Source organism: Streptomyces odontomachi (genome assembly GCF_024435355.1).
GTDB classification, from domain to species: Bacteria; Actinomycetota; Actinomycetes; order Streptomycetales; family Streptomycetaceae; genus Streptomyces; species Streptomyces odontomachi.
In genome coordinates, this window is the sequence record NZ_JAMJWG010000001.1 from 62,570 (window position 1) to 89,144 (window position 26,575).

A 26,575-nucleotide genomic window follows, 5' to 3' on the forward strand; every position below is an offset into this window, starting at 1 on the left:
CTCCTACCAGGAGCTTCCTCACGTTCCGACACCGACCCCCACCCGGCCAACCACCCCACCACCCCGTCAGGTTGAAAAAGGCTCAGTGACCACACTCCGACACAATCCGAGGAATACCGCCAGTGCTCTGAGTCATCTCTCTCAAGATCGCTTCACCCGTCCTCGAATCGCGAGCGCCGCGAGACCCAGTAAGAGCGGCTCGGTGAAGCGGGAGGCCATCTCGATCCACGTGCCTGCATCGGTGAGATTTTGACCGCTTGAACGGAAGACGACGGAGTTCAACACGAGCTGACTGGCCTGCTCCGCCCGCTCGGCTGTCCATCGGTCAGCGAGGGGCATAGCCAGGCGTGGCTCGGATACGTCGATCTCGGTGTCTGCCTGAACAGCATGCACGGCCAGATACTGCGGTTGGTCGTCAGGCAATCCCCATCCCATGATCAGCAGGACAGTCGCCGTCATAGCCACCATGAGCCAGCTCAGGGCCCGAGATGCCCGTAGCCCGTAGCCTGACACCACCCAATAGGCGTGGAGCAATCCGCGCTCGGCGCGAGGGGTTTCTGGATCGCGGCGTCGCATCTCCATTTCTCCGTAATAGAAATCCGCTGCACCTGGTTCATGTAGAGAATCTTCGAGTGCTTTGCGCAGTTTCCGGTAGGCAGTCGCAACGTCGGCCGGCGCAGCGACCCCTTCCCCTGAAGTGTGGAGAGGATGCTGTTTCCATCCTCTGCGATTGAGCTCACCGTGCATGGGCGCAGCCCGCCAATAGTGTTCCTCGGCGAGGACTCGACGCCGTGTCCAGCGGCGCACGGGGAACCAGGCACGTCCCAGGGTGGTACCTGCCGGCGGTACATCAAACCGACACCGGCCGATCAAGGATATTTGATCCAGGTGATAGGCGCCGACCAGCGTGCACGAGCTCAGGTCGATGTCTCTCAGTACCAGAAGCGACGTGTCCACGCCGCTCAGATCGACGATCCTGACGAGGCCCTCCCCGTTCACCTGCTGACCCCCAGCCACAGAAGCAAGTTTCCCGGTAAAGGGCACGGGGTGGGTGGCGATCGTCACGGGCTGGGACAACCGGGCATCCGCGAAATCCACTGTGGCTTGGCGTAACCAGAAAACGGATGTCTCCCTGAGATGGATTCCGCGAGCGTCCATTCCCGGCGCTGCGATTTTTATTCGGATCGGACTGTGGAATGTTGTGCGCACCAGGTGAACCCGACTCGCACACGCAAACGGCCCTGTCCACTTTCCATAGAATGCGGCCCGGTTGAACCGCGCGTCTTGATAGAACCTCGCTCCGCCGAATACGGAGTTCCCCTCAAAATGCACCCGGGAGAATAATGCCTCACCGTTGAACCGGACGCCATCAAAGCGGGCTTCGCCGTCGAACCTTGCTTCACCGAAGCGGGCCATCCCGTCGAACGTGGCTGCCCGGAGCCACGCTCTGCCAGTGAACTGTGCACGCTCGAAACGCGCATCGCCGCGGAAGTGCGTTCGCCCGAAACCTGCGTAGTTATCGAACCGCGCGTTAGTGAAGGCGACGTCCTTGTTAAACTTACAACCATGGAAGAATGCCGCGCCCTTGAAATGGACACCGTCGAACTCCGCTTCTTCCTCGAATGTTGCCCCATTGAACCGAGCGGTTCCGAAGACGCTCTGAGTTCCGTCGCGCAGGTTGCTTAGCAACTGCCGGGTGAACGAGACGCCTCGGACATCTATATCCCCACCAGGTGATAGCGCCAACTGCCGTGCCTCTGTGCCGAGGTGAGCGAAGCAGCGGTCAGACGAGCCGAAAGGAGCTCCACTACAGTTGCTTTCGGCAGCACATCTAGGCCGTTTCTTTCAGATCATCGGATCGTTGGTCTGGGTGTGGCCTTAACCGACGCGCAGTGGGCGCGTATCGAGCCGTTGCTGCCGGACCGGACGCCTCGGCGGGGTGGGCGGTGGCGTGATCACCGGCAGGTGATCGACGCGATCGCGTTCAAGTACCGCACGGGTACGCCGTGGATGGACCTGCCCGAGCACTTCGGCTCGTGGAAGGGCGCTCACAACCGTCTGCGCAAGTGGGCCGCCGATGGCACCTGGGAGAAGATCTTCACCGCCCTGCTTGCCCAGGCCGACGCCGAAGGCGATCTGGACTGGGTTGTCGCGGTCGACTCCACGATCGTTCGTGCGCACCAGCACGCCGCCGGGGCCCGTCAAAAGGGGCCCCGGTCGGCGAGCCGGCAGACCATGCCCTCGGCCGCTCCCGCGGTGGACTGACCACGAAGATCCACCTTGTCGCAGACGGTCGCTGCCGGCCGCTGGCGTTCGTCATCACGCCGGGCCAGGCCGGTGACGCGCCCGCATTCGAGCAGGTCATGGCCCGGCTACGGGTGCCCAGACGGATCGGCCGCCCCAGGGTCACGCCGGACGTGGTCTTGGCCGACAAGGCGTATTCGTCCCGGGCGATCCGCCTTCATCTGCGGCGACGGAAGATCCGGGCGGTGATCCCGCAGCCGGCGGACCAGGCCGCGAACCGAAGGCGACGCGGTCGGCTCGGCGGCCGTCCCCCAACCTTCGACCGCGAGGCCTACAAGCAGCGGAACACCGTCGAGCGGTGCATCAACAAGCTCAAGCAATGGCGCGGCCTAGCCACCCGCTACGACAAGACCGCCACCATCTACCAGGCCGGACTGCACCTCGCCGCCATCTTCATCTGGTCGGCGAGGTGATCCGAAGGAAACGCCCTAGGCCATGAGGACGCAGTCATGCCCTCTGTCCTACCACTGCCGACAAGCCTCGAATCGGGCCCTGCCTACGCCGGTGTCCTGGACCCATGCCCTCACCGTCGACCTTCGAACGAACGAGTCACAGGGGCGTGGAGACGACATACCGCGAGCGATGACACACGGTCACCTGCACGCTGGACTCCTCGGAGGACTGGCGACAGTTGAATACGCTGACACATACCCGCCAGCGGCCGTGTCCCGGGATGCCAGCGGCGACCAGGTGGTCGAGGTCGACGAGGCCTCGCGCCTGTTGGACGTGCAGCTCGACGAACGCGCCGATGCGGGCGAGCCTCTGCCCCTCGAAATGCAGTTCAGTCCTGTGAGCTGCGGTGATGCGGTGCGGTCAGGCAGCGAGTCGGTATTGCTTTATCAGGCCATCGAGAACTGGTAGTCGCCGGATGCGCTGGAGCTGGAGATCGGTGACGGCGACCGGGACGGGCGATTCGCCGCTGCCCGGGGGTAGTTGCTGCCGGGACTGGTGGGGGCGGTGCTCGTTGTAGTGCCTGGTGTACGCGGTGAGTACTACGTGGGCGTGGGCCTGGTTGTAGATGAGGATTCGGTCGAGAATCTCGCGTGGCAGAGGGTGCTCACGGCCCTTTCGCAGACCGCGTTTGCTCTCAGTGCCTGGGCGGGCTGAGGTGGACATCCATGCCGTCCGCCTGGAAGAAGGCTTCGAAGGGCCGAGTGCACTTCGCGTCCCGGTCCAGGAGCAGGAAGCGCGGTGAGTGCATCCGGGAGCCCAAGCAGAGGTGTTAGCGCTCCGGCAGGAGAAGGCAGTGTTGCACTGTCAGGTCGAGAAGGCAGTGTTGCACCGTCAGGTCGAGAAGGCAGTGTTGCACCGTCAGGTCGCTCGGGTTCGTTGCGAGCCGGCCGATCGGATCTGGCTGACCGCGCTGTCGCGGTTGGTCCCTCGCGATCGCTGACCGTCCTTGGCCACGCGGCTGCGCAGCACGGCGATGGGACCATGACCAGGTTCCTGGCCAGCGCGGTGACGATCGACAGCACCATCGAGGGAGCGTCCCAGATACCGTGCGGGCTCTGGTGGAGAAGCACGCAGGGCACATCCGGAATCGTGTTTCCGAGCGGGACAGGGGTTGGAGGGCGGTCGGACGGCGGTGACCGACCGTCCAGGCCAAGGTCACGGCGAGTCCCCGCGCGTTCCTGCCACCCGACGAACCGGCCGCGCCGCGCCGTCCGGAGCGGTATCCGACGGCACGGCGCGTGACTCCAGGGCACGATCCCTACTGCGACGCCGGTCAGCGTGCCTTCCACGCGGCGGTGAACATCTCATGCAGCGGGGCCGGGGGCAGCAGTCGGCTGAAGGGGCCTTCGATCTCCTTCTTGTCGGTCACCGTGGCCATGTGGGTGTGGAGTTTCGCAGTTTCCAGCGGCAGCTCCGGGGCCTTCGGAACGGTCCATCCGCCGGGGAGGAACACGCTGCGTCCCGCACGGGAGCGCTTGGCCTCGACCACCAGGCCGTGGTCGAGCAGTTCGGCCTGCACCTTCTTGTGGTGCGTGGGCCTCCAGCCGTTCCAGGTGCGGACATTGCGGTCGGTGGGACGGGCCAGGGTGAGCAGTTGCAGGTAGAGGGCGGCGGCGTCGGTGCCGGTGCCCAGCTCGTCGGCGGCCTGCTGCACCAACTCGGGCACGCTCAGCCTCGGGTCGGCCTCGTGGCCGCCGGGCGGCACGGGGGTGTCCGCCGCGCGCGTCACCATGCGGGACAGCCCGCCGTCGTAGTACACCCGCAGGCGGTCGAGGTCGGCCCGAAGCCCGTCAAGGCCGTGGTCGCGGCAGATGCGCAGGGTGCGCTCGACGGCGTCGGCGTCGGAGAACCCGGAGGGGCGCACGAGCGGCCACTGTATGGCCTTCCTCCCGTCGACGACCAGGAGCCCGGTGTCGTAGGCCACCGGGTGAGCGGCCTCCTCGTCACGGGGTTCCTTCGGAGGTTCCACGGGGTGGGTGCGCGGACCGAACACCCCCGCCAGGTCGTGGGGCAGTCTGTGGATGCCCAGCGGCAGCAGCAGTTCGGGGGCGTCGAGCCGGGCACGCAGCCTTGCGTACAGCTCCCCGACCGCTGCCGTGGCGGGGGTGCCGACGGGGCGCTCGGTCAGCGCCCAAGCCAGCAGGGTGGCCAGTCGGGCGTAGGGGCGCCGAAAACCGTAGAGCTTCCGCCGGGAGGCGTCCGCGCTCACCTCGTAGGGCTCCACCTGACCGCGGTGGTCCGCCGCCAGGACGCAGCGCATGTCGGTGGTGGCCAGGAGCGCGGCGGGGTCGGCGAGCGCCGCCGCCTCCTGGGCCCCCTGGCCGAGGTCGTTCTCCAGCGCGACGACGGTCTCCTCGTCGACCGGGATCCCACCGCCCAGAAGTTCCCGCCACACCTCGGCCATGCGCCGTGCCGCGGCCACGGTGCCGCCCTCGGTCCACAGCTCGGCGGGATCGTCGGGGACCGCGGCCGCGAGCAGCCGGTGCCGCCCGGCCACCCCCAGCCTGGACGAGAGGTCCTCGGCCGTCTGTGCCAGCAGTTTGCTCGCCTGGAACGGCTTGGACCGCAGCATCCTGTTGTGGGCGTCGAAGTTGCTCGTGTAGTCGCTGCCGTGGTTGGCCCTGCGCGGTAGCCCGGCCAGCACCAGGGCCGCCACCGCCCGCCGCACCCCGGTGCGTTCCTGGAACGCGGCGACGGCGGCCTCGTCCAGCGGGAGCCGGCCGCGGGTGGCCAGCAGCTCCAGCAGCCGGCGCAGCCGGGCGGCGTCGTCGCGGGTGACGGTCACGGTCGTGACGTCCTCCGCCTCTTCGGGCGCGGCAGCGCTGACGGGCTGCACGAACCGGTACCGCGCCGTGGGGTCGAGTGCCTCCGTGGCCGGGGCCCCGGGGACGAGGGCCCCGCCGGCGCTGCACAGGGGTGCCAGTGCGGCGCCGGTGGCACGGCCCCGCCGCCACTCGCCCGGTGCGGCCCAGGGCTGCTCCGCCCAGACGCGCAGCAGCGCGGTCAGCGCGGCGTGGTCCTCGTCGCTGGTGAAGGCGGCGGCCGCGCGCCAGGCGACGGCGTCGATGCCGCCCAGCAGAACCGTCCAGTCGTACGGGGTGTCCGGCAGGCTGAGGCGGCGTATCCGGTCGTCGACGGCGCCGCGCAGGTACTGCCCGTCGGCGGCGAGCGCGGTCAGGGTGGCCGGCTGCCTGGTCGGCTGCGAGGGCCTGGTGACGGGCAGCAGGCCGCGCAGCGCTCCGAGCAGCGCGCTGTCGGGGACGTCTTCCGGTGCGCTCACCAGGGCCCCCGAACCAACGGTCGCGATCCTTTCGGACAGCACCCGGCGCCGGCCGAGAAGCAGGGCGGCCTGCTCGACGGCGGCCACCACGCCCTGAACGACGCGGGGTTCGGTGACGCCGGGCAGCACCTTCGCCAGCGCCGCGCGGACCGTCGCCGAGGACCCGCCTTCGGGAGCCGCTGCGGTGGACTTCTCCCCGGGAGCCGCTGCGTCCAGCAGGACCCGCACCGCGTCCCGGGAGACCGTGCGCAGTGCCCGGGACGAGTCGAGGTCACGAGGGCGCAGGAAGTGCCAGAACGCAGGCGGCGGGAACGGCGGGTGGTCGTCGGGGCTCGGGTTCCTGCGGGGGAACGGGCGCACTTCCCACAACAGGGACTGGTCGTCGGCCGCGTAGCAGGGTATGACGACGTCCGTGAGCCAGTTCCTGGTCTCGTCGAACACGGTGGCCACCAGGTCCGCGCCGCCGGCGGGCATCCGCACGATGCCCCACGGGTCCCCGTCCCGGTGGTCCGGCACTGCGCTCTCGCGGCGGTAGGAAGCGTGCCTGCCGTCTGTTCCCTCGAGCCTGTAGTGCTTCCCGCGGTGGCTGGTCCCTTCGTCCGCGTGACACACCCGGAACCCCGAGAGCCCGTCCGCGTGGCCCAGGACCGAGTCCGCCACCTCGTCGGGCAGCCCGACCAGGGTCAGCTCGTCCGCGCTCCGGACCCAGCCGTCGGGCAGGTGCGCGGTGGTGTGGAAGTCCGGGAGCGCGATCCCCGGACGGCGCTGTCCCGTGTCCGGGTCCACCTCGGCCCAGTACCGGTCCCGGCGCTGGGCGGAGTCGTCGCTGAGGTACTCCTCGCTCCACACCCGGGTGCCGTCGCTCATCTGCTGGTCGAAGTGGCCGATACCGTCGCGCTCGCCGGGGTGCAGGACGCGCTCCCCGTCGTGCCGGCCCCGGCCGTCGGCGGTCGCGAACTGGTAGCCGAGGCCGCCGTCGAGCCCGCTGGCGTACCGCCTCAGGCCCATGGTGTTCCCGGGGCGGAACACCTCGTCAGGGGTGCTGGCCCAGTAGGCGTGATGTGCTCCGTTGTACCGGCCTCCGATCCGCCAGCCGACCAGGAAATCCCCGCCGACGTGGAAGACCGTGTGGGTCTCGGCCTCCGCGGGCACCGCGACGTCGCAGGCGCCGCGGCGTCCCCGGTGGTCCACTGCGATCGCCCGGCCGCCGCCGTAGAGGGTGAGCACCGGCCATGTGCAGGTGACCCCTTCGACCTGCGCTCCCGCCGCTTCCAGCTCGGCCACGGCCTGCTCAAGGGCCGGCCAGCCCAGCTCGGCGGGGATGCCCGCGCGCAGCGTGCGCAGCAGCGGGCCGGTGAGATCCAGTCCGGCCAGCGCCTCGCCGATGCCTCGCAGTGCGGCGCTGGTGGGCGTGTCCAGCAGCGAGTCGAGCCGGGACAGCGCCTCCCTGGCGGCACCGAGTCCGCCGTGGGCAACCTGGTCGAGCTGCCGGGCGATACGGTCGCGTACGGCCTTCTCCACCCCAGCGGCCTCGGGCAGCCGCGTGACGGCCGTCCCCCGCTTCCCGGGTTCGGCGGCGCCGGCGAGCAGATGGCGCCACTCGGGGTGGGCGGCCAGTGCGGCCAGGTCACGCCGGCACCCTTCGGTCTCCAGGCGCGCCACGGCCCCGGGGTGCTCCACCGGGATCTCCAGGGCGAGACAGGCGTCCACCAGGTCGGCGTCGAGCCGCGTGCCGAGCCGCACCGGGGTGCCCTGCCCGCGCAGCCGGCCGGCCAGCCGCGGCAGCACGTCCTCGTAGAGCTCGTCCGGCATGGCCTGGCGGTAGCCTCCGCGGACCAGGCCGCGCGAGCTCGGTCGGACCACGGTGTACTCGTAGGTCTCCACGAACCGGGCCAGCCATGCGGCGAGTCCGCCGGGGGGTTCCACCCAGCCGTCGGCCATGGCGTCGACGGTGCCGCTGTCGCGCAGCAGCCGCAGGAACGCGCCGCCGATGGTCCCGGTGGGCGGGAACAGCCCGGCCAGCACGGCCTGCACGGCACGGGGCGGTGGGGACTTCGCGAACACCCGGGCGGCCCCGTTCAGAAGCGCGGCGGGGACGGTGTCGCCCTCGGCCGCGACCAGCGCCTCGCCCAGGATCCGCGCCTCCTCCTCGACTCCCAGCCCTGCGCCCCGAGCGGAGGCCCGCACCCTGCCGTGCAGATCCGGCGGTGGCGTCACCCCACCGGCGCCGCACGCCCGCAGCAACTCGGTGAACCGCTCATGGGCCGCCTCCGGTGGCAGCGCGGTCGCCAGCCACTTCTGGTGCGCGCTCACCTCCGCCCCGCTCAGGGCGCCGCAGCGGGCGAACAGCAGCGCGTTCGCCACGGCGTAGTCGGGGTCGACCGGAAGGGAGTGGGTGCGCTCGGCCTCGCGGGCCAGCGCGTACGCCTTGGCCGCATGCCGGGGGAGGCCGAGGCACAGCCGGTGGCCGACGGTGTCCCAGAACCACGGCAGATGCTCCGGTGGCAGGTCGCGCGCGGCTCGCTTCTGGTCGTCCATGAACCGGCCCGGCTTGGAGTGTGCCCTTGGAATCCCCTCACTCACCCGGGCGAGGAGTCTCTCCGCGCCGTTCTCCCCTGCGGAGGCGTGGCAGCGGACCCATTCCGGATAGAGGGTCGATGAGGCGGGGTTGGCGGGGAGCAGATCCAGCATGGCGGGAGCCTAGTGGCACGCTCTGACACGCCGGGGTCATGCCTCCGGCCATGTGCGACGTGCCGTCACGAACCGCCCCTGCGCATGCGTCGTGAAGCCCTCTGACGAAGTTGCAGAAATTTGCAGCAAGTTCTTGCTGCAATGGTGGCAGCCTGCTTTACTCGGCCGCCGATGACGGCCCGAGAGGGGACCATGGCCAGCGACACCGACACCGATGTCCTCGTCCTGGGCGGCGCAGGAGTGGACACGATCGTCCACGTTCCCGAGCTACCGCTCCCCTTCGCCGACAGCTACATGATTCGCCCCGGCATCGAGACCCGCGCGGGACAAAGCGGTGATTTTGTGGCACTCGGGCTGACCGCGCTGGGGCTGCGCACCCATCACCTCGACATGGTCGGCGATGACCACGAGGGGGACCTGGTCCGTGCCCTGCACCGCGACCAGGGCATCCCGCTCACGGCGATCCCGCAGTCCGCCGGCACCAAGCGCGCGGTCAATCTCGTCGGCCCGGACGGGCAGCGGCTGTCCTGCTACGACGGCACACGCGCCGGTGCGGACGACCGGCTGCCCGAGCAGACGGTGCGCCAACTCGCCGCGGCCAGTCGCCATGCGCACGTTGTCATCACCCATCCCTGCGCGCACGCACTGCCACGGCTGCGGGAGACCGGGCTCACGGTCTCGACCGACTTGCACAACCGGGACGGCGTCAACCCTTACCACGAGCCGTTCGCCTTGGCGGCGGACGTCGTGTTCCTGTCGGCCACCGCCCTGGCGGATCCGCAGCACGCGATGCGGGACATCGTCGCGCGTGGCCGAGCCCGGATCGTGGTCGTCACCGCGGGTGCCGCGGGTGCCTATCTGCTGTCCGCAGGAGAGCTGACGCATGTTCCCGCCATCGCGCCTCCCGCGCCGGTCGTGGACTCCAACGGCGCGGGCGACGCGTTCGCCTCCGCGTTTCTGTTCGGCTGGCTGAAGGGCGAGGACCCGCTGCGCTGCGCACTGTATGGCGTCTCCATCCCCACCAGCTCCAGGGTGTCGCCGAGCTTGCCGACCGGCGCCTGCGTGCTGCCGGCGGTGGCGCCGGGCGACTCCTCGCCGGCCGGCTGGGCGGTGCTGCTGGAGCCGGCGCCCTTCGTGGGCCCTGTGGGCCCGGCCTTGGCGCTGCCCCCGTCCGAACCCCCGCATGCCACGGGGGTGGCGGTGAGCGTGACGACTGCGGCGGCAGCCGCGATGGAACGGCGCATGACTCGCCGGACAGCCCCTGGCTGGATGGGCGGACTGCGGCACGTCGACAGGGCGAACACGTGATGAGACCGTCCTGACGCAGGTAGCCGTGATGCTGCCTGGGGCGGCTGTGACGGGCCACTGCTGCCAGGGTGCCTCCCAGGATCGCACTCCCTCCCGCCTGTCGTTCATGATCGCCTGTCGTTCGTGATCGTCGAGGGCGCGTAGATGCTGTCCGGATTGGCGAGGTGCACCGCGCTCCGGGCGGCCCGCGGAGGCCGCCGTGTCCGAGGTCGCGGTCATAGAGCTTCGTGCTCGTCGTCGCCTCCGTTGGTCCTGGGGGGCCGATCTGGACCGCTGGCCTTGACCCTGTCCGCTGAGTCACCATCCATACTGGTTTATGAGGTTATATCGCTATTACCCTGTTGGTGTGTTTCAGCGGGGGAAGACTGACACACCCGCTGCTTCGTGACGCCATTGGCGAGCCGGCGGCTCCCCGTGACGCTGAACTGTGTCGCCGATCTTGCGTGAGAGGGCGCACCGCACGAGGCAGGCTGCGCCGACCAGGGCGGAGGCGGGCCCGGGGATCGCTCCGGGCGCCAGGAGCGTGGAACGGCGGCATCACAATCAGGCCACCGATGGGCGGAACACCGACGCACGCCCCGCACATCTGTACACGGGCTTCGACGAAGGAGTACCTCATGGCCAAGGCAGTCGGGATCGACCTGGGGACCACAAACTCGGTGATCGCGACGTGGGAGGGCGGCGAGGCGACGGTGCTGCCCAACTCCGAGGGCAGCCGCACCACACCCTCCGTGGTGGCGTTCACCGATACCGGTGAGCGATTGGTTGGCCAGCTCGCCCGCCGGCAGGCGATCCTCAACCCCAAGGGCACCGTTTACTCGTCCAAGCGTTTCATCGGCCGCCGTTTCGACGAGATCCCCGAGGAGGCGAAGGCGGTCGGCTTCGACGTCGTTGCGGACGACCAGGGCAATGCCCGCTTCGATATACGCGACAAGCTGTACGCCCCGGAGGAGATCAGCGCGCTTGTGCTGCGCAAGCTTGCCGATGACGCCGGCAAGCAGCTCGGCGAGCGGGTGACCGAGGCCGTCATCACCGTGCCCGCCTACTTCAATGACGCCCAGCGCACCGCGACCAGGGATGCCGGGCGCATCGCCGGTCTTGAGGTGCTGCGCATCATCAACGAGCCGACAGCCGCCGCGCTCGCCTACGGCCTGGACAAGAAGGGACATGAGACCGTCCTCGTGTTCGACCTCGGTGGCGGCACCTTCGATGTGAGCCTTCTCGACGTCGGCGAGGGTGTGGTCGAAGTGCGGGCCACAGCTGGTGACGGCCACCTTGGCGGCGACGACTTCGACCGGCGGCTGGTGGACCACCTGGCGGATCGTTTCCAGCAGGACAACGGCATCGACCTGCGCCAGGACGCGCAGGCTTTGCAGCGCCTCTTCGAGGCTGCGGAGAAGGCCAAGACGGAGCTGAGCTCGGTCACCCAGACGCAGGTCAGCCTGCCGTTCATCACAGCGGACGCCTCCGGCCCCAAGCACCTCACCGAGACGGTGATGCGCTCCACGTTCGAGCAGATCACCCAGGACCTGCTGGAGCGGACCATGGAGCCGGTCAAGCGGGCCATGGAGGACGCCAAGATCGGCGAGAGTGATATCGGCGAGGTCATCCTCGTCGGCGGAGCCACCCGGATGCCGGCCGTGCAGAGCGTGGTGCGGCGGCTCACCGGCGGCAAGGAACCGAACATGAGCGTCAATCCGGATGAGGTCGTGGCGCTGGGCGCCGCGATCCAGGCCGGGGTGCTGAAGGGCGAGGTCAAGGACGTCCTGCTGCTCGACGTCACACCGCTGTCGCTGGGCGTGGAGACCGCGGGTGGCGTGATGACGAAGATCATCGAGCGGAACACCACGATCCCGGTGCGCCGCACCGAGACCTTCTCCACCGCCGAGGACAACCAGTCCGCCGTTGACATCGTGGTCCTGCAGGGCGAGCGCGAACTCGCCGCGGACAACCGCGTGCTCGGCAGGTTCCGCCTGGAGAACATCAGGCCGGCCTCGCGCGGCGAGCCGCAGATCGAGGTCACCTTCGACGTCGACGCGAACGGCATCGTGAATGTCGCCGCACGCGATAGGGACACCGGCGCGGAGCAGAGCATCACGATCACCGAGGGCTCCAACCTCGACCGCGGCGAGGTCGACCGGATGATCCAGGAGGCCGAGGAGCACCGTGGCGAGGACCGGGCCCTGAGGGAGGCCGTGGACGCCCGCAACGAGCTGGACGCCGCCGCCTACCAGGTCGAGCGCCAGATCAACGAGCTCGGTGACGCCGCCCCGTCCCACGAGCGGTCCCGGGCCGAGATGCTGGTCGGCGAGGCCCGTGACGCTGTCAGGGACGAGGCGCCGCTGGATCGGGTCAGGTCGCTGACCTCCGAGCTACAGCAGGTGTACGCCTCGCTCGCGGCCCATCGGTCCGGCGCCGGCGGGCAGGCCGAGGGCGGCGCGGAGCGCGGCGAGAGCGGTGCTGGTCAGGCGGACGACGACGTGATCGATGCCGACTTCGACAAGAGCTGAGGCCTCCATGTCCGCCGAGCAGGACCCCACCACGCAGGGTGAACCGCGCCGGGATCAGCCCCGGGGGCAGGAGGCTACTGCGCAGGCCGCCGGGCAGGAGCAGCCCGCCGCGCAGGAGGAACTGCCCGTGCGGCGGCCGGGAGAGCAGCCGTCCGCAGCACCGGAGCAGGAGCAGGAGCAGGAGCCGGCTGCGGCGCAGGGGGATCGGGGTGCCGAGGAGGTCGCCGAGCTCCGGGACCGATGGCATCGCGCCGTCGCCGACCTGGACAACCTCCGCAAGCGCCACGCGAAGGAGCTCCAGCAGGTGCGGGCGGAGGAGCGTGCCCGCACCGCCGCGGCGCTGCTGCCCGTCATCGACAACCTGGAACTGGCCCTCGCGCACGCCGGATCCGAACCGTCCGCCGTCCTGAAGGGTGTCGAGGCGGTGCGCGACCAGGCAGTGGAGGCGTTCGGCCGGCTCGGCTACCCGCGGTACGAGGAGACGGGTGTGCCCTTCGACCCGGCCCGGCACGAGGTCGTCGGCGTCGTGGACACCGACGATGACACGACCGAGCCGAACACCGTGGTCCAGGTCGTGCGGCCGGGCTACGGAGCGGGCGACGATCTGTTGCGTCCTGCGGCTGTCGTGGTCAGCAAGCGGCAGGAGTGACGTCCATGGCACGGGACTTCTACAGCGTTCTCGAGGTACCGCGTGACGCCGGCCAGGACGACATCCAGCAGGCCTTCCGCAGGCTGGCGCGCCGATACCACCCCGACATCAACAAGGATCCGGAGGCCGAGGAGCGTTTCAAGGAGCTCAATGAGGCCTACAGCGTGCTCTCCGACCCCGAGACACGGCGCCGCTACGACCGCTTCGGAGAGGACTTCCGGCGTGTCCCGGAGGACTACGAGGAGCGGGTTGCCGCCGGTGCGGGCGCCCGTGGCGGGGTCGGCGGCCGGCCCGGCGGCGGGGGCGTGCGCACGGGCTTCGGGGGCGGATTCGAGGGCGTGGACATCGACGACCTGTTCGGCGGGATCTTCGGCCGAGGCGCCGGACAGGGCGGGGCCTGGGGCCCCGTGCCCGGCGCCGACCAGGAGGCTGAGCTGCCGCTCAGTGTCGAGGAGGCCTACCGCGGGGGCCGCCGCTCCGTCACGCTCACCGGCCCGGAAGGGGAGCGTACCTACGAGGTCAATGTGCCCCGGGGGGTGATCGACGGACAGCGCATCCGGCTGGCCGGCGAAGGCGGACGGGGCAGCGGCGACGCCCCGTCCGGCGACCTCCATCTGCGGGTGCGTATCCGGCCGGACTCCCGGTACCGCCTGGAAGGCCGCGACGTCCACGTCGCCGTACCGGTGGCGCCGTGGGAGGCGGCACTCGGTGCCAAGGTGCCCGCTCGCACGCCCGGCGGCACTGTCAAGCTCAGCGTCCCCGCCGGTTCCTCCAGCGGTCGCCGGCTTCGGCTGCGCGGCGAGGGGATGCCCAATCCGCGCGGTCGCGACGGCGACCTGTACGCCGAGGTCCGCATCATGGTGCCGCCCGAGCCGAGTGACCGGGAGCGTGAGCTCTTCGAGGAACTGGCGGCCGCTTCCACCTTCAATCCGAGGGAGACAGGATGAGCAACCACTCGCGGCGCTCCGTCGCACTGGTGCGCGGGCGCCCCTCGAACGTCCTCGTCCGCAGGTACGCCACGATGCCCCTGGACCGGCTCAGCCTGGATGCCACCGCCAAGCGCTCCGGCCTCCATCCCGACCTCGTTCGGCGTATGGCGGCGCTCGGCGTCGTGGAGGCCACGCGCGACGCCGACGGCCGGTTGTGGTTCGGCCTCGGCGCCCCCGCCACTCTCGCCCGTGCCCAGCGGCTGCGGGCCGGACTGCAGCTCAACTACGCCTCCGTCGGACTGGTGCTCGACCTGCTGGAGCGGATCAGCCAACTGGAGGCCGAGCTGAGGCGCAGCAACGCCGGCTGCAGGAGTGATGAATCATGGATATGAACCGCCTTACCGAGAAATCGCAGGAAGCTCTCCAGCAGGCGCAGACCATCGCGGCCCGGCTCGACCAGACCGAGGTCGACGGGGAGCATCTGCTGCTCGCCCTCCTCGACCAGCCGGAGGGCCTCGTGCCCCGGCTGTGCGAGCAGGCGGGTGTGGACACCGAGGGACTGCGTACCGCGGTGTCCGGGGAACTCTCCCGCCGGCCCAAGGCGACGGGACCGGGTGCCGCACCCGGCCAGGTGTACGTCACCCAGCGACTCGCCAAGGTGCTGGACGCCGCGGAGCAGGAGGCCAAGCGGCTCAAGGACGAGTACGTGTCCGTCGAGCACCTCGTGCTGGCCCTCGCCGATGAGGGGTCGCGTACCGCGTCCGGCCGTCTGCTGAAGGAGTACGGCCTCACCAAGGACGCGTTCCTGAACGCCCTGACCCGGGTCCGCGGCAATCAACGGGTCACCTCAGCGACCCCCGAGGCCGCCTACGAGGCGTTGGAGAAGTACGGCCGCGATCTGGTCGCCGAGGCGCGCGGCGGCAGGACGGATCCGGTGATCGGCCGGGACGCCGAGATCCGCCGCGTGGTGCAGATCCTCAGCCGGAAGACCAAGAACAACCCGGTGCTGATCGGCGACCCGGGCGTCGGCAAGACGGCCATCGTGGAGGGCCTCGCCCAGCGCATCGTCCGGGGCGACGTGCCGGACGGGCTGCGCGACAAGACCATCTTCGCGCTCGACATGAGCTCACTGGTGGCCGGCGCCAAGTACCGCGGCGAGTTCGAGGAGCGCATGCAGGCCGTGCTCGGCGAGGTCAAGGGAGCCCGGGGTCGCATCCTGCTCTTCATCGACGAGCTCCACACGGTCGTCGGCGCCGGCGGCGGCCCCGAGGGCGCGATGGACGCCGGGAACATGCTCAAGCCCATGCTCGCCCGCGGCGAGCTGCACATGATCGGCGCCACCACACTGGACGAGTACCGCAAGCACATCGAGTCCGACGCCGCGCTCGAACGCCGCTTCCAGCAGGTCATGGTGGACGAGCCCAGTGTCGAGGACACCCTCTCCATCCTGCGCGGCCTGCGGGAGCGCCTGGAGGTGTTCCACGGTGTGAAGATCCAGGACACCGCCCTGGTCGCCGCCGCCACCCTCAGCCACCGCTACATCTCCGACCGGTTCCTGCCGGACAAGGCCATCGACCTCGTGGACGAGGCGTGCGCCCGGCTGCGCACCGAGATCGACTCCATGCCCGCCGAACTCGACGAGATCACCCGCCGGGTGACCCGTCTCGAGATCGAGGAGGCGGCTCTGGCAACGGAGGAGGAGCCCGCCAGCCGTCAGCGCCTCGACGACCTCAGGCGAGAGCTGGCCGATCTGCGTGCCGAGGCCGACGCCATGCACGCCCAGTGGGACGCCGAGCGCCAGGCCATCCGGCGCGTGCAGGAGCTGCGCCAGGAGCTGGAGCAGGCCCGCCGGGACGCCGAGGAGGCCGAGCGCCGCTACGACCTCAACCGCGCGGCGGAGCTGCGCTACGGCAGGATCGCGGAACTGCAGCGCCGGCTGGAGGCCGAGGAGGAGGCGCTCGCCGCCAAGCAGAGCGAGAACCGTCTCCTGCACGAGGTGGTCACAGAGGAAGAGATCGCCGAGATCGTGGCCGCCTGGACCGGCATCCCCGTGACCCGTCTGAAGGAGGGCGAGCGCGAGAAGCTGCTGCGCCTGGACGAGATCCTCACCGAGCGGGTGATCGGCCAGGAGGAGGCCGTCAGGCTGGTCAGCGACGCCGTCATCCGGGCCCGCTCCGGCATCCGCGACCCGCGCAGGCCGATCGGCTCGTTCATCTTCCTCGGCCCCACCGGCGTCGGGAAGACGGAGCTGGCCAAGGCGCTCGCAGCGGCGCTCTTCGACAGCGAGGAGAGCATCGTCCGCCTGGACATGAGCGAGTACCAGGAGCGCCACACCGTCAGCAGGCTGGTCGGCGCCCCGCCCGGATACGTCGGCTACGAGGAGGGCGGCCAGCTCACCGAGGCGGTACGCCGCAAGCCCTACTCCGTGGTCCTCCTCGACGAGATCGAAAAGGCGCACGCCGACGTGTTCAACACCCTGCTCCAGGTACTGGACGACGGCCGCATCACCGACTCCCAGGGCCATACGGTCGACTTCCGCAACACCGTCCTCATCATGACCTCCAACATCGGCTCCGCCCACCTGCTGGACGACGCGACCGCGGACGGCGAGATCAAACCGGACGCCCGTGCTCTGGTGCTGGGGGACCTGCGGAGCCACTTCCGGCCCGAGTTCCTCAACCGTGTCGACGACATCGTGTTGTTCAAGCCGCTCGCCATGGACCAGATCAAGCAGATCGTCGAGCTGCAGTTCAACGACCTGCGGCGGCGCCTGTCCGAACGGCAGATCACCGTCGAGCTCACCGAGGACGCCCGCGAACACGTCGCCCAGCAGGGCTTCGACCCCGTCTACGGTGCCCGGCCGCTGCGCCGCTACATCTCGCATGAGGTCGAGACCCTCGTCGGACGCGCCCTGATCCGCGGTGAAGTGCAGGACGGCGCGACGATCCGGGTGGACACCCAGGACGGCGAACTGAACGTCACCTATGACAGGCCCGAGCACCGGGCCCCTGTCGGTAAGGCAGCGTGAGACCAGTGGCCGACACAACGGGCAGGGTGACGGCCTGCCAGGCCTGCGGGCGGAAGAACCGGGTCTCCGCGGTGGGCGAGGGACGCCCGCGCTGTGGCAACTGCGGCGCGGAGCTGCCCTGGATCGCCGACGCCGGCGACCAGGATTTCGCGGAAATCGCCGAGCAGGCCGAGCCGATCGTCCTCGTCGACCTGTGGGCCACCTGGTGCGGGCCCTGCCGCAAGGTCAGCCCCGCGCTGGAGGAGGTCGCACGACAGATGGCCGGTCAGATCAAGCTCGTCAAGGTCGACATCGACGCGGCACCCCGCCTGGCCCAACGCTTCGAGGTGCAGGCGGTGCCGACCCTGCTCCTGCTCGATCGGGGTGAGGTGATCGGCCGGCAAGCGGGCGCCGCACCCGCAGCAGCCCTGCGCCAGTGGGTCGAGGGGACCATCGCAAGCCGGCCCGGGGCCGGGGCGACACCGCAAGGATGAAAGGGATGACGCCGATGACACTGCAAGGCGATCCGCACCTCCAGATGGTGCGACCGGTGACCCCGAACACCCCGCAGGGCTGCGAGGAGTGCCTGGCCCAGGGAACCGGCTGGGTGCATCTGAGGATGTGCCTGACCTGCGGGCACGTGGGCTGCTGCGACTCCTCGCCGGGCCGGCACGCCCGGCGGCACGCGGCCACCAGCGAGCACCCCATCGTCGAGTCCTACGAGCCCGGCGAGGACTGGCGGTGGTGCTTCATCGACGAGGCGATGGTGTGATGGGGACCGACGGTAACCGCGACCACGGCGGCCTCACCGAGACCCCGGACCGGCACGGCGCCTTCCCCCGGCTGACGCCGGAGCAGCTGGACGCACTGGCTCGGCACGGCGAGCGCCGCCGGGTCGAGGAGGGCGACGTGCTGTTCCGCGAGGGACAGCAGTGCGAGGAGTTCCTCGCCATCCTCAGCGGGCTCGTCGAGGTCGTGCACGACCTCGACGGCATGGAGCAGCGCACCGTGGCCGTCCACGGTCCGGGCCGGTTCCTGGGCGAACTGGGACTGCTTGCGGGCCAGGCGGCGTTCGACACGGCGATCGCGCGGGAGCCCGGCGAGGTGCTCGCCGTGCCGGTGCAGCGCCAGCGGTCCCTGGTCGCCGAGGACCCGGTCCTCGGCGACCTTGTGCTGCGCGCCTACCTCGGCCGGCGCTCCATGCTCATCGGCCTGGGCGCGGGCTTTCGGATCCTGGGCTCCTGCTACTCGCCCGAGACCAGGAGATTGCGCGAGTTCGCGGCCCGCAACCGGCTGCCGCACCGGTGGATCGACCTGGAGAAGGACCACGAGGCCGAGGCGCTGCTGCGGAGGTTCTCCATCCGGCCGGAGGAGACTCCCGTCGTCATCTGGAAGGGTCGTGAGGTGCTGCGCAACCCCAGCCTCACCGAACTCGCCCGGCTGATCGGCCTGCCCGCGCCCACGCCCGACATCACCCGCAGCGATCTGCTGGTGATCGGCGCCGGACCCGCCGGCCTTGCAAGCGCCGTGTACGGGGCCTCCGACGGGCTCGACACGCTGATCGTGGACGCCCTCGCCACCGGCGGCCAGGCCGCGGCCTCCTCGCGCATCGAGAACTACCTCGGCTTCCCCTCCGGGATATCCGGCGGCGAACTCATGGAGCGGTCCGTCATCCAGGCCCGCAAGTTCGGCGCGCGGATCACCGTGCCGCTGGAGGCCAGGGGCCTCGAACGCCGCGACGACCACTACGCCGTCCACTTCACCGACGGAACCCGCATCGAGGCGCGTACCGTCGTCCTCGCCCCCGGCGTGCGCTACCGCAGGCTGGCCGCGCCCGGCATCGCCCGCTTCGAGGGCATCAGCGTGTTCTACGCGGCCACGCTGCACGAGGCGCACCAGTGCGGCTCGGACCCGGTGGCCGTGGTCGGCGGCGGCAACTCCGCCGGGCAGGCCGCGCTGTTCCTCGCCGAGTACACACCCGAGGTGCGCCTGATCGTGCGCGGCGGCGCCCTGGGCAAGGACATGTCGAGGTACCTGGTGGACCAGGTGGAGCGCCATCCGAGGGTCCGGGTGCTGCTCCACCACGAGGTGCAGGAGGCGCTCGGCGATGACGTCCTGCGGTCGCTGACCCTCAGGGACAACACCACCGACCGGGTCGGGGAGGTGCCGGCCAGGGCCCTGTTCGTCTTCATCGGGGCCCGCCCGCACACCGACTGGCTCGTGGGCGCACTGGCGATGGACCGGCGCGGCTTCGTCCTGACGGGCTCCGACGCACAGGCGGCGGCCGACCCCGACATCTGGGCGGCATCGGGGCGCTCGCCGATGATGCTGGAGACCACGCTGCCGGGCGTGTTCGCGGCGGGCGACGTCAGGAGCGGGTCCGTCAAACGTGTCGCCTCGGCGGCCGGCGAGGGTGCCATGGCGACCCGGCTCGTCCACGAGCACCTGGCCGAGGAGGGCAACCTCGTCCGCACCCCCGCCACCGGGGACCGCATGCCCGGCGGCGACTCCGGCGACCACACCCGCCGGCCCGGCGGCCGGCAACCGGCGATGGGCGGCGTGGCACAGCACTGACCCACCCCTCCACGTGCCAGGCGGAGGCCTGGGGCATGACCGATGCCGATGCCGGCTGTCCCCAGGAACCGGTGCCGGGCCGGCGTCGGACGCTCAGGTCAGTTCAGGCTTGCCGAGCAGCGCCGCGTAGCCCGACGGCAGCTGGCTGATGACCTGGTTCAGCTCTCCCCCGGAGACCGCCTGCCCCAGAGTCGACAGCACGGCCTTGGCGTCCTTCTCGGCGCTCTCGGGCGAGGCGCCCTCCTGCCGGGCCAGGCGCCGGAGGAACTCCGTCACCCCGAACGACTCGGGTGTATCGCTGCGGGACCGCAGCACGACCTCGCCCAGCGGGTCTGGCAGCTGGGAGGCCAGGTCCTCCGCCTCGCCGGCCGTGATTCGCTGCCCGAACAACTGGAGCACGTCCGTCATCGCCCGCTCGGACTGCCTGCGGTCGTCGTACTTGCCGCGGTCCTGCACTTTCGCTACGAACTCATCGTATTTCATGGGGCATCGATCCTCTTCGTCGCTCAGCGTTCCCGATCGCGGCCGGGCGGGCGGTAACGGTTCTTGGTCATCCGGTTCGCCCGGGACTCCCGCACGGTCTGGCGCAGTGCGGAGCGGAACCGCCCGGGCCCCCAGGAGCGGCCGTGGACGACCTCCTTCAGCTCGTCGCGCCCGGTGCTGCCGCGCCGGTCCAGGGTGCCGGCCAGTTCCTCGACCTCCCGGTCGAGGTCCCGGTCGGCCATGGCGGCAGTGCGGCTGCTGCGGTCCCCGGTACCGATCATGCCGGGGGAGTACATGAAGCGGCCCGGCCCCGGGCGGAAGCGCCGCACACCCCGACGCTCGCGGGACAGGTTCCTGGCGCTGCGGGCCGCCACCCGCGCGGACACCTCATCCGAGGGGGCGGGCGCACCGCCTCGTTCGAAGTCCTTCTCGGCCTCCTCCGCCGTGAGCGGCACCGCGATGTTCTCCAGCGACTGCTGCTCGGCGCGCACCCCGAAGAGCACCTCCGCGATCCCGCCCAGGATCATCACCGCAGCACCGATCAGGAAGCCGATCGCCACCTGGTTGATGCTGCCGCTGTGGATCAGCTGGCCGAAGAGCATCGGGCCGCTGATACCGCCGACCGCGGTGCCGATGGCGAAGAACAGCGCGATGCACAGCGCCCGGCTCTCCATCGGGAAGACTTCGCTGACGGTAAGGTACGCCGAGCTTGCGCCCGCCGACGCAAGAAAGAAGGTGAAGCCCACCAGCCCGAAGAACTGCCAGGCGCTCAGGGTGACGTTCATCATCAGCACCGCCGTGGCGATGGCCATCAGCCCCGTGCCGACATAGCTGGCCGTGATCATGGGCTTGCGCCCGATGGTGTCGAAGAAGCGGCCGAGCAGTACCGGGCCCAGGAAGTTGCAGACTGCGAAGACGATCAGGAACTGCGGCACATGGCCGGAGTTCACTCCGAAGTACTGGCCAAGAATGGTGCCCAGGTCGAAGGTGACCGCGTTGTACATGAAGGCCTGGCCGACGAAGAGGGCGAGGCCGAGCAGGGCCCGCCTGGGATAGCGCCGCGCCGCCGTCCCCGCGATCTCCCGGAACGGGATAGCCCTGCGCTGCCGTACCCTGATCGACCAGCTCGGGCGCGGAAAATCTTCGCCGGTCTCCTCGCGCACCTCGCGCTCGATCCCGTCGACGATGCGCTCCGCCTCCGCCTCGCGGCCGTGGATGAACAGCCACCGGGGACTCTCCGGCACGCTGCGCCGGATCAGAATGATGCCGAGGCCGAGGATCCCGCCGATTCCGAAGGCGAGCCGCCAGCCCACATTGCTCGCGAGCAGCGAGGCGTTGAGGAGGAGCAACGATGCGGCGCTGCCGATCGCGGCACCCAACCAGTAACTGCCGTTGATCGCCAGGTCGACCCGGCCCCGGTTGCGGGCCGGGATGAGCTCGTCGATGGCCGAGTTGATCGCCGCGTACTCACCGCCTATGCCCGCCCCGGTGAAGAACCGCATCAGGAAGAAGTACCAGGGGGCGAAGGAGCCGGCAGTGGCCAGCGTGGCGAGGATGTACAGGCCGAGCGTCAGCATGAAGAGTTTCTTGCGCCCGAACCGGTCGGTCAGCTGGCCGAAGAAGAGCGCGCCCGCACAGGCCCCGGCGACGTAGATGCCGGCCGCGAGGCCGATGTCGGCGGCGTTCAGGTGGATACCACTGCCCGGCTCGGTCATCCGCTGGGCGACCGCCCCCACGATCGTCACCTCCAGGCCGTCCAGGACCCAGACGGTGCCGAGCCCCAGTACCACCCGCCAGTGGAACCGGGACCATGGCAGCCGATCGAGGCGCGCGGGGACGTCGGTACGGATCGTGCGCAGTTCTGAAGTCTCTGACATGGGTATCACCCCGATCACTGGACGGGTGTGCGCCACCTGAGTGGGCTCCGCGGCCGCTTGCCGTGGGCAGCCCGGGGTACCTGCCTACACTCGTGATTGATGCTCCGCTGCCGCCTTCTCGGCCACCGCTACCGCTTCTTCAGCGTGGGGAACTCGCTGGAGTGGCGGTGCGCCCGCGGCTGCGGGGCCGAGGGCAGTAAGAAGTACGCGTCCGCGCAGGACGCAGACCGCTACGCCCGGGCCTTCGACCTGGAGGACCGCGCCGATCTAGGCCGGCGAGCACCGCTCGTCGGGCTGTTCCCGCTGCGTCTGTGGCGGGCGCTGCGGTCCCGCAGACAGCAGTCCTGAGGCCACGCGCGCCGGCCCGGGGCGGGGAGCGAGCTCTCGCCCCGGGCCGCCGTCCACAGGCCCGGACTATTACAGCAGCAGGTGAAACAGGTCGAAGACGTGCTCCCACTGCGGGGTCAGCGGATGCCGGCGCTCCGGGTCCACCGTCCGCAGGGCACGAGCCAGCGCGACGCTCAACCCACCCGCCAGGTCAGGAAGCCGCGCATTGGTCTCCTCGCTCGCCGACAGCTCCAGCGCAGGCCGGGCCGTCAGCTCCTCGAGCAGCGGCCGCAGCTCGATGTCCTGATCGATCTTGTGGAAGTCGCGGATGCACTCCTGGAGGCCCTTGGTGACGGGCAGGTCCTGCGGCTCGATCAGATCCCGGCCGTTTGCCTTCGCCCTGGTGGCGCCGATGAGGAAGAAGTCGTAGATCTTGTCGTTGACGAAGTCGTTGTAGGCCTTGACGTCGTTCTTGTCGACGGTCAGGCCCGCTGCCTCACGGAAGAAGCGCTCGAACCTGTGCACGCCCATCACGGGCATCGCGATCACCTCCGGCGAAGCATCCACGGGTCGGTTCTGATCGCCAACCGCCTCCTGCGGACGGCGAGCCCCTGCTCTCCTGGTGATCGCGGTGGGGAGGGCCTCGCCACGACCATGGCCTCCACTATGGACGAGCCCCTCGGGCCCCGCACGTCGGGCTCGGAACCGGGCCCGTCCCCGGCATCAGCCGCCACCGTCTACAGCTCACGCACTCCGAGACGCCCGCTGTCCGCGGCGGAGATTCATGCCCTGGTCACCGAGGTCCGACGAGTACTGCGGCCGGGCGGCTCCTACGTCTACACCGTGCGTCACACCGGGGACGCGCACTACCAAGCCGGTACCAGGCACGGTGACGACACCTGGGAGCACGGCGGCTTCGCCGTCCACTTCTTCCCCCGCGCTCTGGTCGACGACCTCGCTTCAGGGCTGGACGCTCGAGGAAGTCCACGCGTTCGGGGAAGGCAGCCTCCCGCGGCGCCTCTGGCGAGGCACGCAAACCGCCCCCGGCGGACCTGCCGGCACGGCGCGCGAAAACCCACGCCGCCCGTCAGCCGGATACCAGTCGGCGAAGTCAGCATCCGTGCAGACCATCCAGCGATCATGTACCCACATCGCCGCCGTGCCACGAGGATTGCCGGCCCGCGCTATCCGCACCGTCAACGGCGGAATCACCCGCCCAACCCCGGACCTGTTGCCGCTGCTGCCACCGCCGACCGCCGACACCGCCCACTCCCACCAGAGCAGCGTCACAAAAACATCAGCGCGGGCTTCGTAGGTGATCTTCACCCCACCGGGCGAAGATCGCCAACAGCATTCTGACCTGCGGACAGCGGCGTTTTAAGTGGTGTCCAGTGCCTGCGTTGGTGAGGCGTCGGACTATCACATGGGTCATGGCCCGGTAGACGCGGGAGGACGAGGACGTGGTGGTGGTGCTCATAGCCGCGGACCAGACGCTGGCGCAGCAGCGGGATCGCCCGGCAGCGCGCGGCACTGTACAACGTAGCCACAGTACCCACCCTCTACATTGGGATCGCCTGCCTGTACGCCGCGCTATACGTTCTCGTCATTCTCACGGCGGTGTTCGTACTCACCCCGGAAGGGCTGAGCCCCGTGATCCGACACCGATCCGCGCACCGGTTGTTACCTGTCCCTGGCGCGGCTCATCACGTCCATGGGCGCGCTGGGCGTCGGACTTGAGGAAGAAAGCGCGGTCCGTAAGTCGGCCTGCGGTGAGCGCCAGCGGCAGAGCCAGCGCCAGGACGCCGATTGGCCGGGAGCCGGCTGAGCCACTCCCGATTGGCACGGAGATGCAGGAGCGACCCGACCCACGAGGAGGCAACGATGGATCCCAGCGTGTCTTCCAGGGAGTGTGTTCTGGTACTCGACGCCGGCTCCTCAAGTCTGCACATCACCCTGTTCGGGGCGGACAACACACCGATCGCCAGTCACGACGCCGAGAGACCGCCAGGGCCCGAAACGATGGAGGAGTTGCGCGGCTTCCTGGCCACCGTGCCCACGCCATCGGCCGTAGGACATCGCCTCGTCCACGGTGGCCCGCGTCTGACGGAGCACACTCTGATCGACGGACCGGTGCGTGCGTTGCTGGAGGAGGCCGCGCCTCTGTCACCTCTGCACATGCGCCCCGCACTCGCCGTAGTGGACGCTGCCGGTGTGCTACTGCCGGACATTCCCCACGTCGCCTGTTTCGATACGGCCTTCCACGCGGAGCTGCCTCCCGCCGCTTATGAGTACGCCATCCCTGAGCAGTGGCGCGTGCAGTACGGGTTGCGCCGCTACGGCTTCCACGGTCTCTCCTACAGCTGGTCCCTGGCGCGCACTGCCGACGTGCTGGACCGCCCCTCCGGCGCCCTCCACGTCGTTATCGCCCACCTCGGCGGTGGCTGCTCGGCCTGCGCCGTGCGCAACGGCCGCAGCGTGGACACGACCATGGGACTGACTCCGTTGGAGGGGCTGGTGATGAGCCGTCGCAGCGGCAGCATCGATCCGGGAGCCCTTGTGTGGCTGCAACGTCAACACGGACTGAGCGCGAAGGAGATCGAGGAGGCGCTCCAACGGCACTCCGGTCTTCTCGGCCTCTCGGGCACCTCAGGGGACACGCGCGACCTCGTGCGCGCGCGTGCCGAAGGAGACGCGTCCGCCCAGGGCGCTCTGGCCGCCTTCGTCCACAGCTGCTGCCGCGGCATCGCAGCGATGGCTGCCTCGTTGGACCACCTCGACGCTCTGGTCTTCACCGGCGAAATCGGCGAGGATCAGCCCGAGGTGCGCGAGGAAATCTGCACGCGCCTGTCCGTCCTGGGAGTACGCGGCGGGCTGTCCGTCCCCTCGGAGCAGGAGCTGCGCGAAGTCGGAGCACGCAGGATCGACGCACCGGGCACGGGAGCGCCGATCATCGTGGTCACCACCGGGGAGACTCAGCAGATCGCCGCGGAAACGCGCCGCGCCCTTATCCGCCGTTAGAACTGCGGCAGGATGGCGGCCAGGGTAGCGGGAAGAATGGCCTCCAGGCCCTCCCACTCGCCGCTGGCGACGTACTGCTGAGCGCCTTGAGGACCGTACTTGCCAGTGCTTCCGAGGGGTTCCACCGATCGTGGTAGACGTCCCGCAGCAACGTCGGCAGCTGTGCGCCGAATGGACGCACTCCTCCACCGTCAAGCGATCCCGAACCGGGTGCAGCACCGCGCGCAGGGCGGCGTAAGACTGCTTCCGGCGGGCCCTGGCCGCCCGGGGCCCCACGATCCGGTAACGCCGAACGGCGCGGACCTTCCGTACTCGCAGAAACTCCTGTTCGGAGTCTTCCGTCAATGGAGAATGCTCACAGCGCGCGCGATCACGAGGAGTGAGGTCACCAAGGCGGCGATAGCCTGCATGCCCATCATCACCTTGGCACGAGTGGACAGCGGCATGGTGTCCGTAGGACTGAAGGCAGTCGAGTTCGTCACGGAGACGTACAGGTAATCGATCAGGACGGGCATCCAGTCCGAGGTGGCGCTTGCGCCGTCCGCGACTTCCTGAACCGCGTCGTCGTCCTCGTCCTGGGGGAAACGGAAGTCCGCCAACGGCAGGTCGCCGCGCCGGGCCTGGGTGCGGATGACGGGGCCGCCCCGGTCCAGTTCCCAGTACGCCAGACCGAAGACGATGATGTTGGTGAGCCAGACCTGCAACGCGGCCACCAACAAGGCGCGCCCGTCCTTCACTCCCGCATAGACCAGGTCGTGGATCAAGATGCCGAGTGCGACCAGATTGCTGGCGGCGATGACCAGCACGAGCGTCAGGGACAGGACACGGAATACCTTGCTCGTCCGTGTCAACCGTTTGGGGTTGACCGCGATGAGCGGTACAAGCAGCAACATCTCCAGAGCAGGCAGCACATAGCGCGGTGCGACCAGCAGTCGTTGCGGAAGGCCCACGTAGAGGGCGATTGCGGAGAGGATCGCGATCACACCGGGCAAGCGGGCCTCTCCCCGGCGCTCGTGCCGGGGACGCCTGGTCCGGGCATAAGCGAGCCTGTGCATCATCGCCTGCGTCCCTTTCGTCGGCCGTTGCCCGCTGTAGCTCGTCTTCCCTCAGGTGCGGTAACCGGTGGCTCAGAGGCTCGACGGAACCGGCGGGCTCGCCCCCCGAA

20 protein-coding genes are annotated in these 26,575 nt (G+C 69.8%); 13 read left to right on the top strand and 7 right to left on the bottom strand.

Going from position 1 to position 26,575, the window contains the following annotated elements:
- Positions 1 to 141: 141 nt before the first annotated feature.
- Positions 142 to 1,689 carry a pentapeptide repeat-containing protein gene (locus NQO67_RS00275; protein ID WP_255945105.1) on the bottom strand — a complete coding sequence of 516 codons (1,548 nt, stop codon included), beginning with the start codon at positions 1,687 to 1,689 and terminating at the stop codon, positions 142 to 144.
- A 168-nt stretch (positions 1,690 to 1,857) separates the two neighbouring features.
- Here NQO67_RS00275 and NQO67_RS00280 point away from each other — a divergent pair.
- A protein-coding gene (locus tag NQO67_RS00280) for an IS5 family transposase (RefSeq protein WP_374118894.1) occupies positions 1,858 to 2,717 on the top strand; the annotation gives its coding sequence in 2 pieces (ribosomal slippage) (positions 1,858 to 2,226 and positions 2,229 to 2,717; 858 coding nt in all).
- Positions 2,718 to 2,967: 250 nt separating this feature from the next.
- Positions 2,968 to 3,165, top strand: coding sequence for a hypothetical protein (locus NQO67_RS00285; RefSeq protein WP_255946786.1), 198 nt, complete (start codon positions 2,968 to 2,970; stop codon positions 3,163 to 3,165).
- On the opposite strand, the gene NQO67_RS00290 is transcribed toward NQO67_RS00285, so the two are convergent.
- The gene (locus NQO67_RS00290) at positions 3,118 to 3,420 is read right to left on the bottom strand and encodes an integrase core domain-containing protein (protein WP_255945106.1); all 303 of its coding nucleotides are present in this window, start codon (positions 3,418 to 3,420) and stop codon (positions 3,118 to 3,120) included. The two genes, NQO67_RS00285 and NQO67_RS00290, sit on opposite strands and share 48 nt — an antisense overlap.
- Before the next feature lie 610 nt (positions 3,421 to 4,030).
- Positions 4,031 to 8,728, bottom strand: a complete 4,698-nt coding sequence (locus NQO67_RS00295; RefSeq protein ID WP_255945107.1) for a hypothetical protein — start codon at positions 8,726 to 8,728, stop codon at positions 4,031 to 4,033.
- A 192-nt stretch (positions 8,729 to 8,920) separates the two neighbouring features.
- Here NQO67_RS00295 and NQO67_RS00300 point away from each other — a divergent pair, with 192 nt between their 5' ends.
- From NQO67_RS00300 to NQO67_RS00340, 9 genes are all read left to right on the top strand, one after another.
- Complete coding sequence (locus tag NQO67_RS00300) at positions 8,921 to 10,036, top strand: adenosine kinase (RefSeq protein WP_374118875.1); 1,116 nt, start codon at positions 8,921 to 8,923, stop codon at positions 10,034 to 10,036.
- Between the two features lie 617 nt (positions 10,037 to 10,653).
- Complete coding sequence (gene dnaK / locus NQO67_RS00305) at positions 10,654 to 12,546, top strand: molecular chaperone DnaK (RefSeq protein ID WP_255945109.1); 1,893 nt, start codon at positions 10,654 to 10,656, stop codon at positions 12,544 to 12,546.
- A 7-nt stretch (positions 12,547 to 12,553) separates the two neighbouring features.
- Positions 12,554 to 13,195 (top strand): nucleotide exchange factor GrpE, encoded by a 642-nt coding sequence (locus tag NQO67_RS00310; RefSeq protein WP_255945111.1) that lies wholly within the window; start codon positions 12,554 to 12,556, stop codon positions 13,193 to 13,195.
- Between the two features lie 5 nt (positions 13,196 to 13,200).
- Entirely contained in the window at positions 13,201 to 14,142 is a 942-nt protein-coding gene (locus NQO67_RS00315; RefSeq protein WP_255945113.1) for a DnaJ C-terminal domain-containing protein, read from the top strand.
- The gene (locus NQO67_RS00320) at positions 14,139 to 14,516 is read left to right on the top strand and encodes a chaperone modulator CbpM (protein ID WP_255945115.1); all 378 of its coding nucleotides are present in this window, start codon (positions 14,139 to 14,141) and stop codon (positions 14,514 to 14,516) included. Before NQO67_RS00315 ends, NQO67_RS00320 begins: the two co-directional genes overlap by 4 nt.
- Complete coding sequence (gene clpB, locus NQO67_RS00325) at positions 14,507 to 17,152, top strand: ATP-dependent chaperone ClpB (RefSeq protein ID WP_255945117.1); 2,646 nt, start codon at positions 14,507 to 14,509, stop codon at positions 17,150 to 17,152. The genes NQO67_RS00320 and clpB overlap by 10 nt, the downstream gene beginning before the upstream one ends.
- A 5-nt stretch (positions 17,153 to 17,157) precedes the next feature.
- Positions 17,158 to 17,625: a thioredoxin gene (gene trxA, locus NQO67_RS00330; protein WP_255945119.1), complete on the top strand. Its 468-nt coding sequence runs from the start codon at positions 17,158 to 17,160 to the stop codon at positions 17,623 to 17,625.
- A 14-nt stretch (positions 17,626 to 17,639) separates the two neighbouring features.
- A complete protein-coding gene (locus NQO67_RS00335; RefSeq protein WP_255946634.1) occupies positions 17,640 to 17,903 on the top strand; it encodes a UBP-type zinc finger domain-containing protein in 264 nt (87 codons plus the stop codon).
- A complete protein-coding gene (locus NQO67_RS00340; RefSeq protein ID WP_255945121.1) occupies positions 17,903 to 19,705 on the top strand; it encodes an FAD-dependent oxidoreductase in 1,803 nt (600 codons plus the stop codon). Before NQO67_RS00335 ends, NQO67_RS00340 begins: the two co-directional genes overlap by 1 nt.
- A 93-nt stretch (positions 19,706 to 19,798) precedes the next feature.
- On the opposite strand, the gene NQO67_RS00345 is transcribed toward NQO67_RS00340, so the two are convergent.
- A complete protein-coding gene (locus NQO67_RS00345; protein ID WP_255945122.1) occupies positions 19,799 to 20,188 on the bottom strand; it encodes a DUF2267 domain-containing protein in 390 nt (129 codons plus the stop codon).
- A 23-nt stretch (positions 20,189 to 20,211) separates the two neighbouring features.
- On the bottom strand, positions 20,212 to 22,065 hold the full coding sequence (locus tag NQO67_RS00350) for an MFS transporter (RefSeq protein ID WP_255945123.1): 1,854 nt from the start codon (positions 22,063 to 22,065) through the stop codon (positions 20,212 to 20,214).
- Between the two features lie 99 nt (positions 22,066 to 22,164).
- Between NQO67_RS00350 and NQO67_RS00355 the strand changes: the two genes are divergently transcribed.
- Positions 22,165 to 22,413 (top strand): hypothetical protein, encoded by a 249-nt coding sequence (locus tag NQO67_RS00355; RefSeq protein WP_255945124.1) that lies wholly within the window; start codon positions 22,165 to 22,167, stop codon positions 22,411 to 22,413.
- 69 nt (positions 22,414 to 22,482) lie between these two features.
- Here the strand turns inward: NQO67_RS00355 and NQO67_RS00360 are convergent, their stop codons facing one another.
- Positions 22,483 to 22,959 (bottom strand): DUF1931 family protein, encoded by a 477-nt coding sequence (locus NQO67_RS00360; RefSeq protein ID WP_255945125.1) that lies wholly within the window; start codon positions 22,957 to 22,959, stop codon positions 22,483 to 22,485.
- 1,314 nt (positions 22,960 to 24,273) lie between these two features.
- Between NQO67_RS00360 and NQO67_RS00365 the strand changes: the two genes are divergently transcribed.
- Positions 24,274 to 25,410: an acetate/propionate family kinase gene (locus NQO67_RS00365; RefSeq protein WP_255945126.1), complete on the top strand. Its 1,137-nt coding sequence runs from the start codon at positions 24,274 to 24,276 to the stop codon at positions 25,408 to 25,410.
- A gap of 341 nt (positions 25,411 to 25,751) precedes the next feature.
- Here NQO67_RS00365 and NQO67_RS00370 read toward each other — a convergent pair whose 3' ends face one another.
- The gene (locus tag NQO67_RS00370; protein ID WP_255946636.1) at positions 25,752 to 26,393 is read right to left on the bottom strand and encodes a hypothetical protein; all 642 of its coding nucleotides are present in this window, start codon (positions 26,391 to 26,393) and stop codon (positions 25,752 to 25,754) included.
- Positions 26,394 to 26,575: the final 182 nt, after the last annotated feature.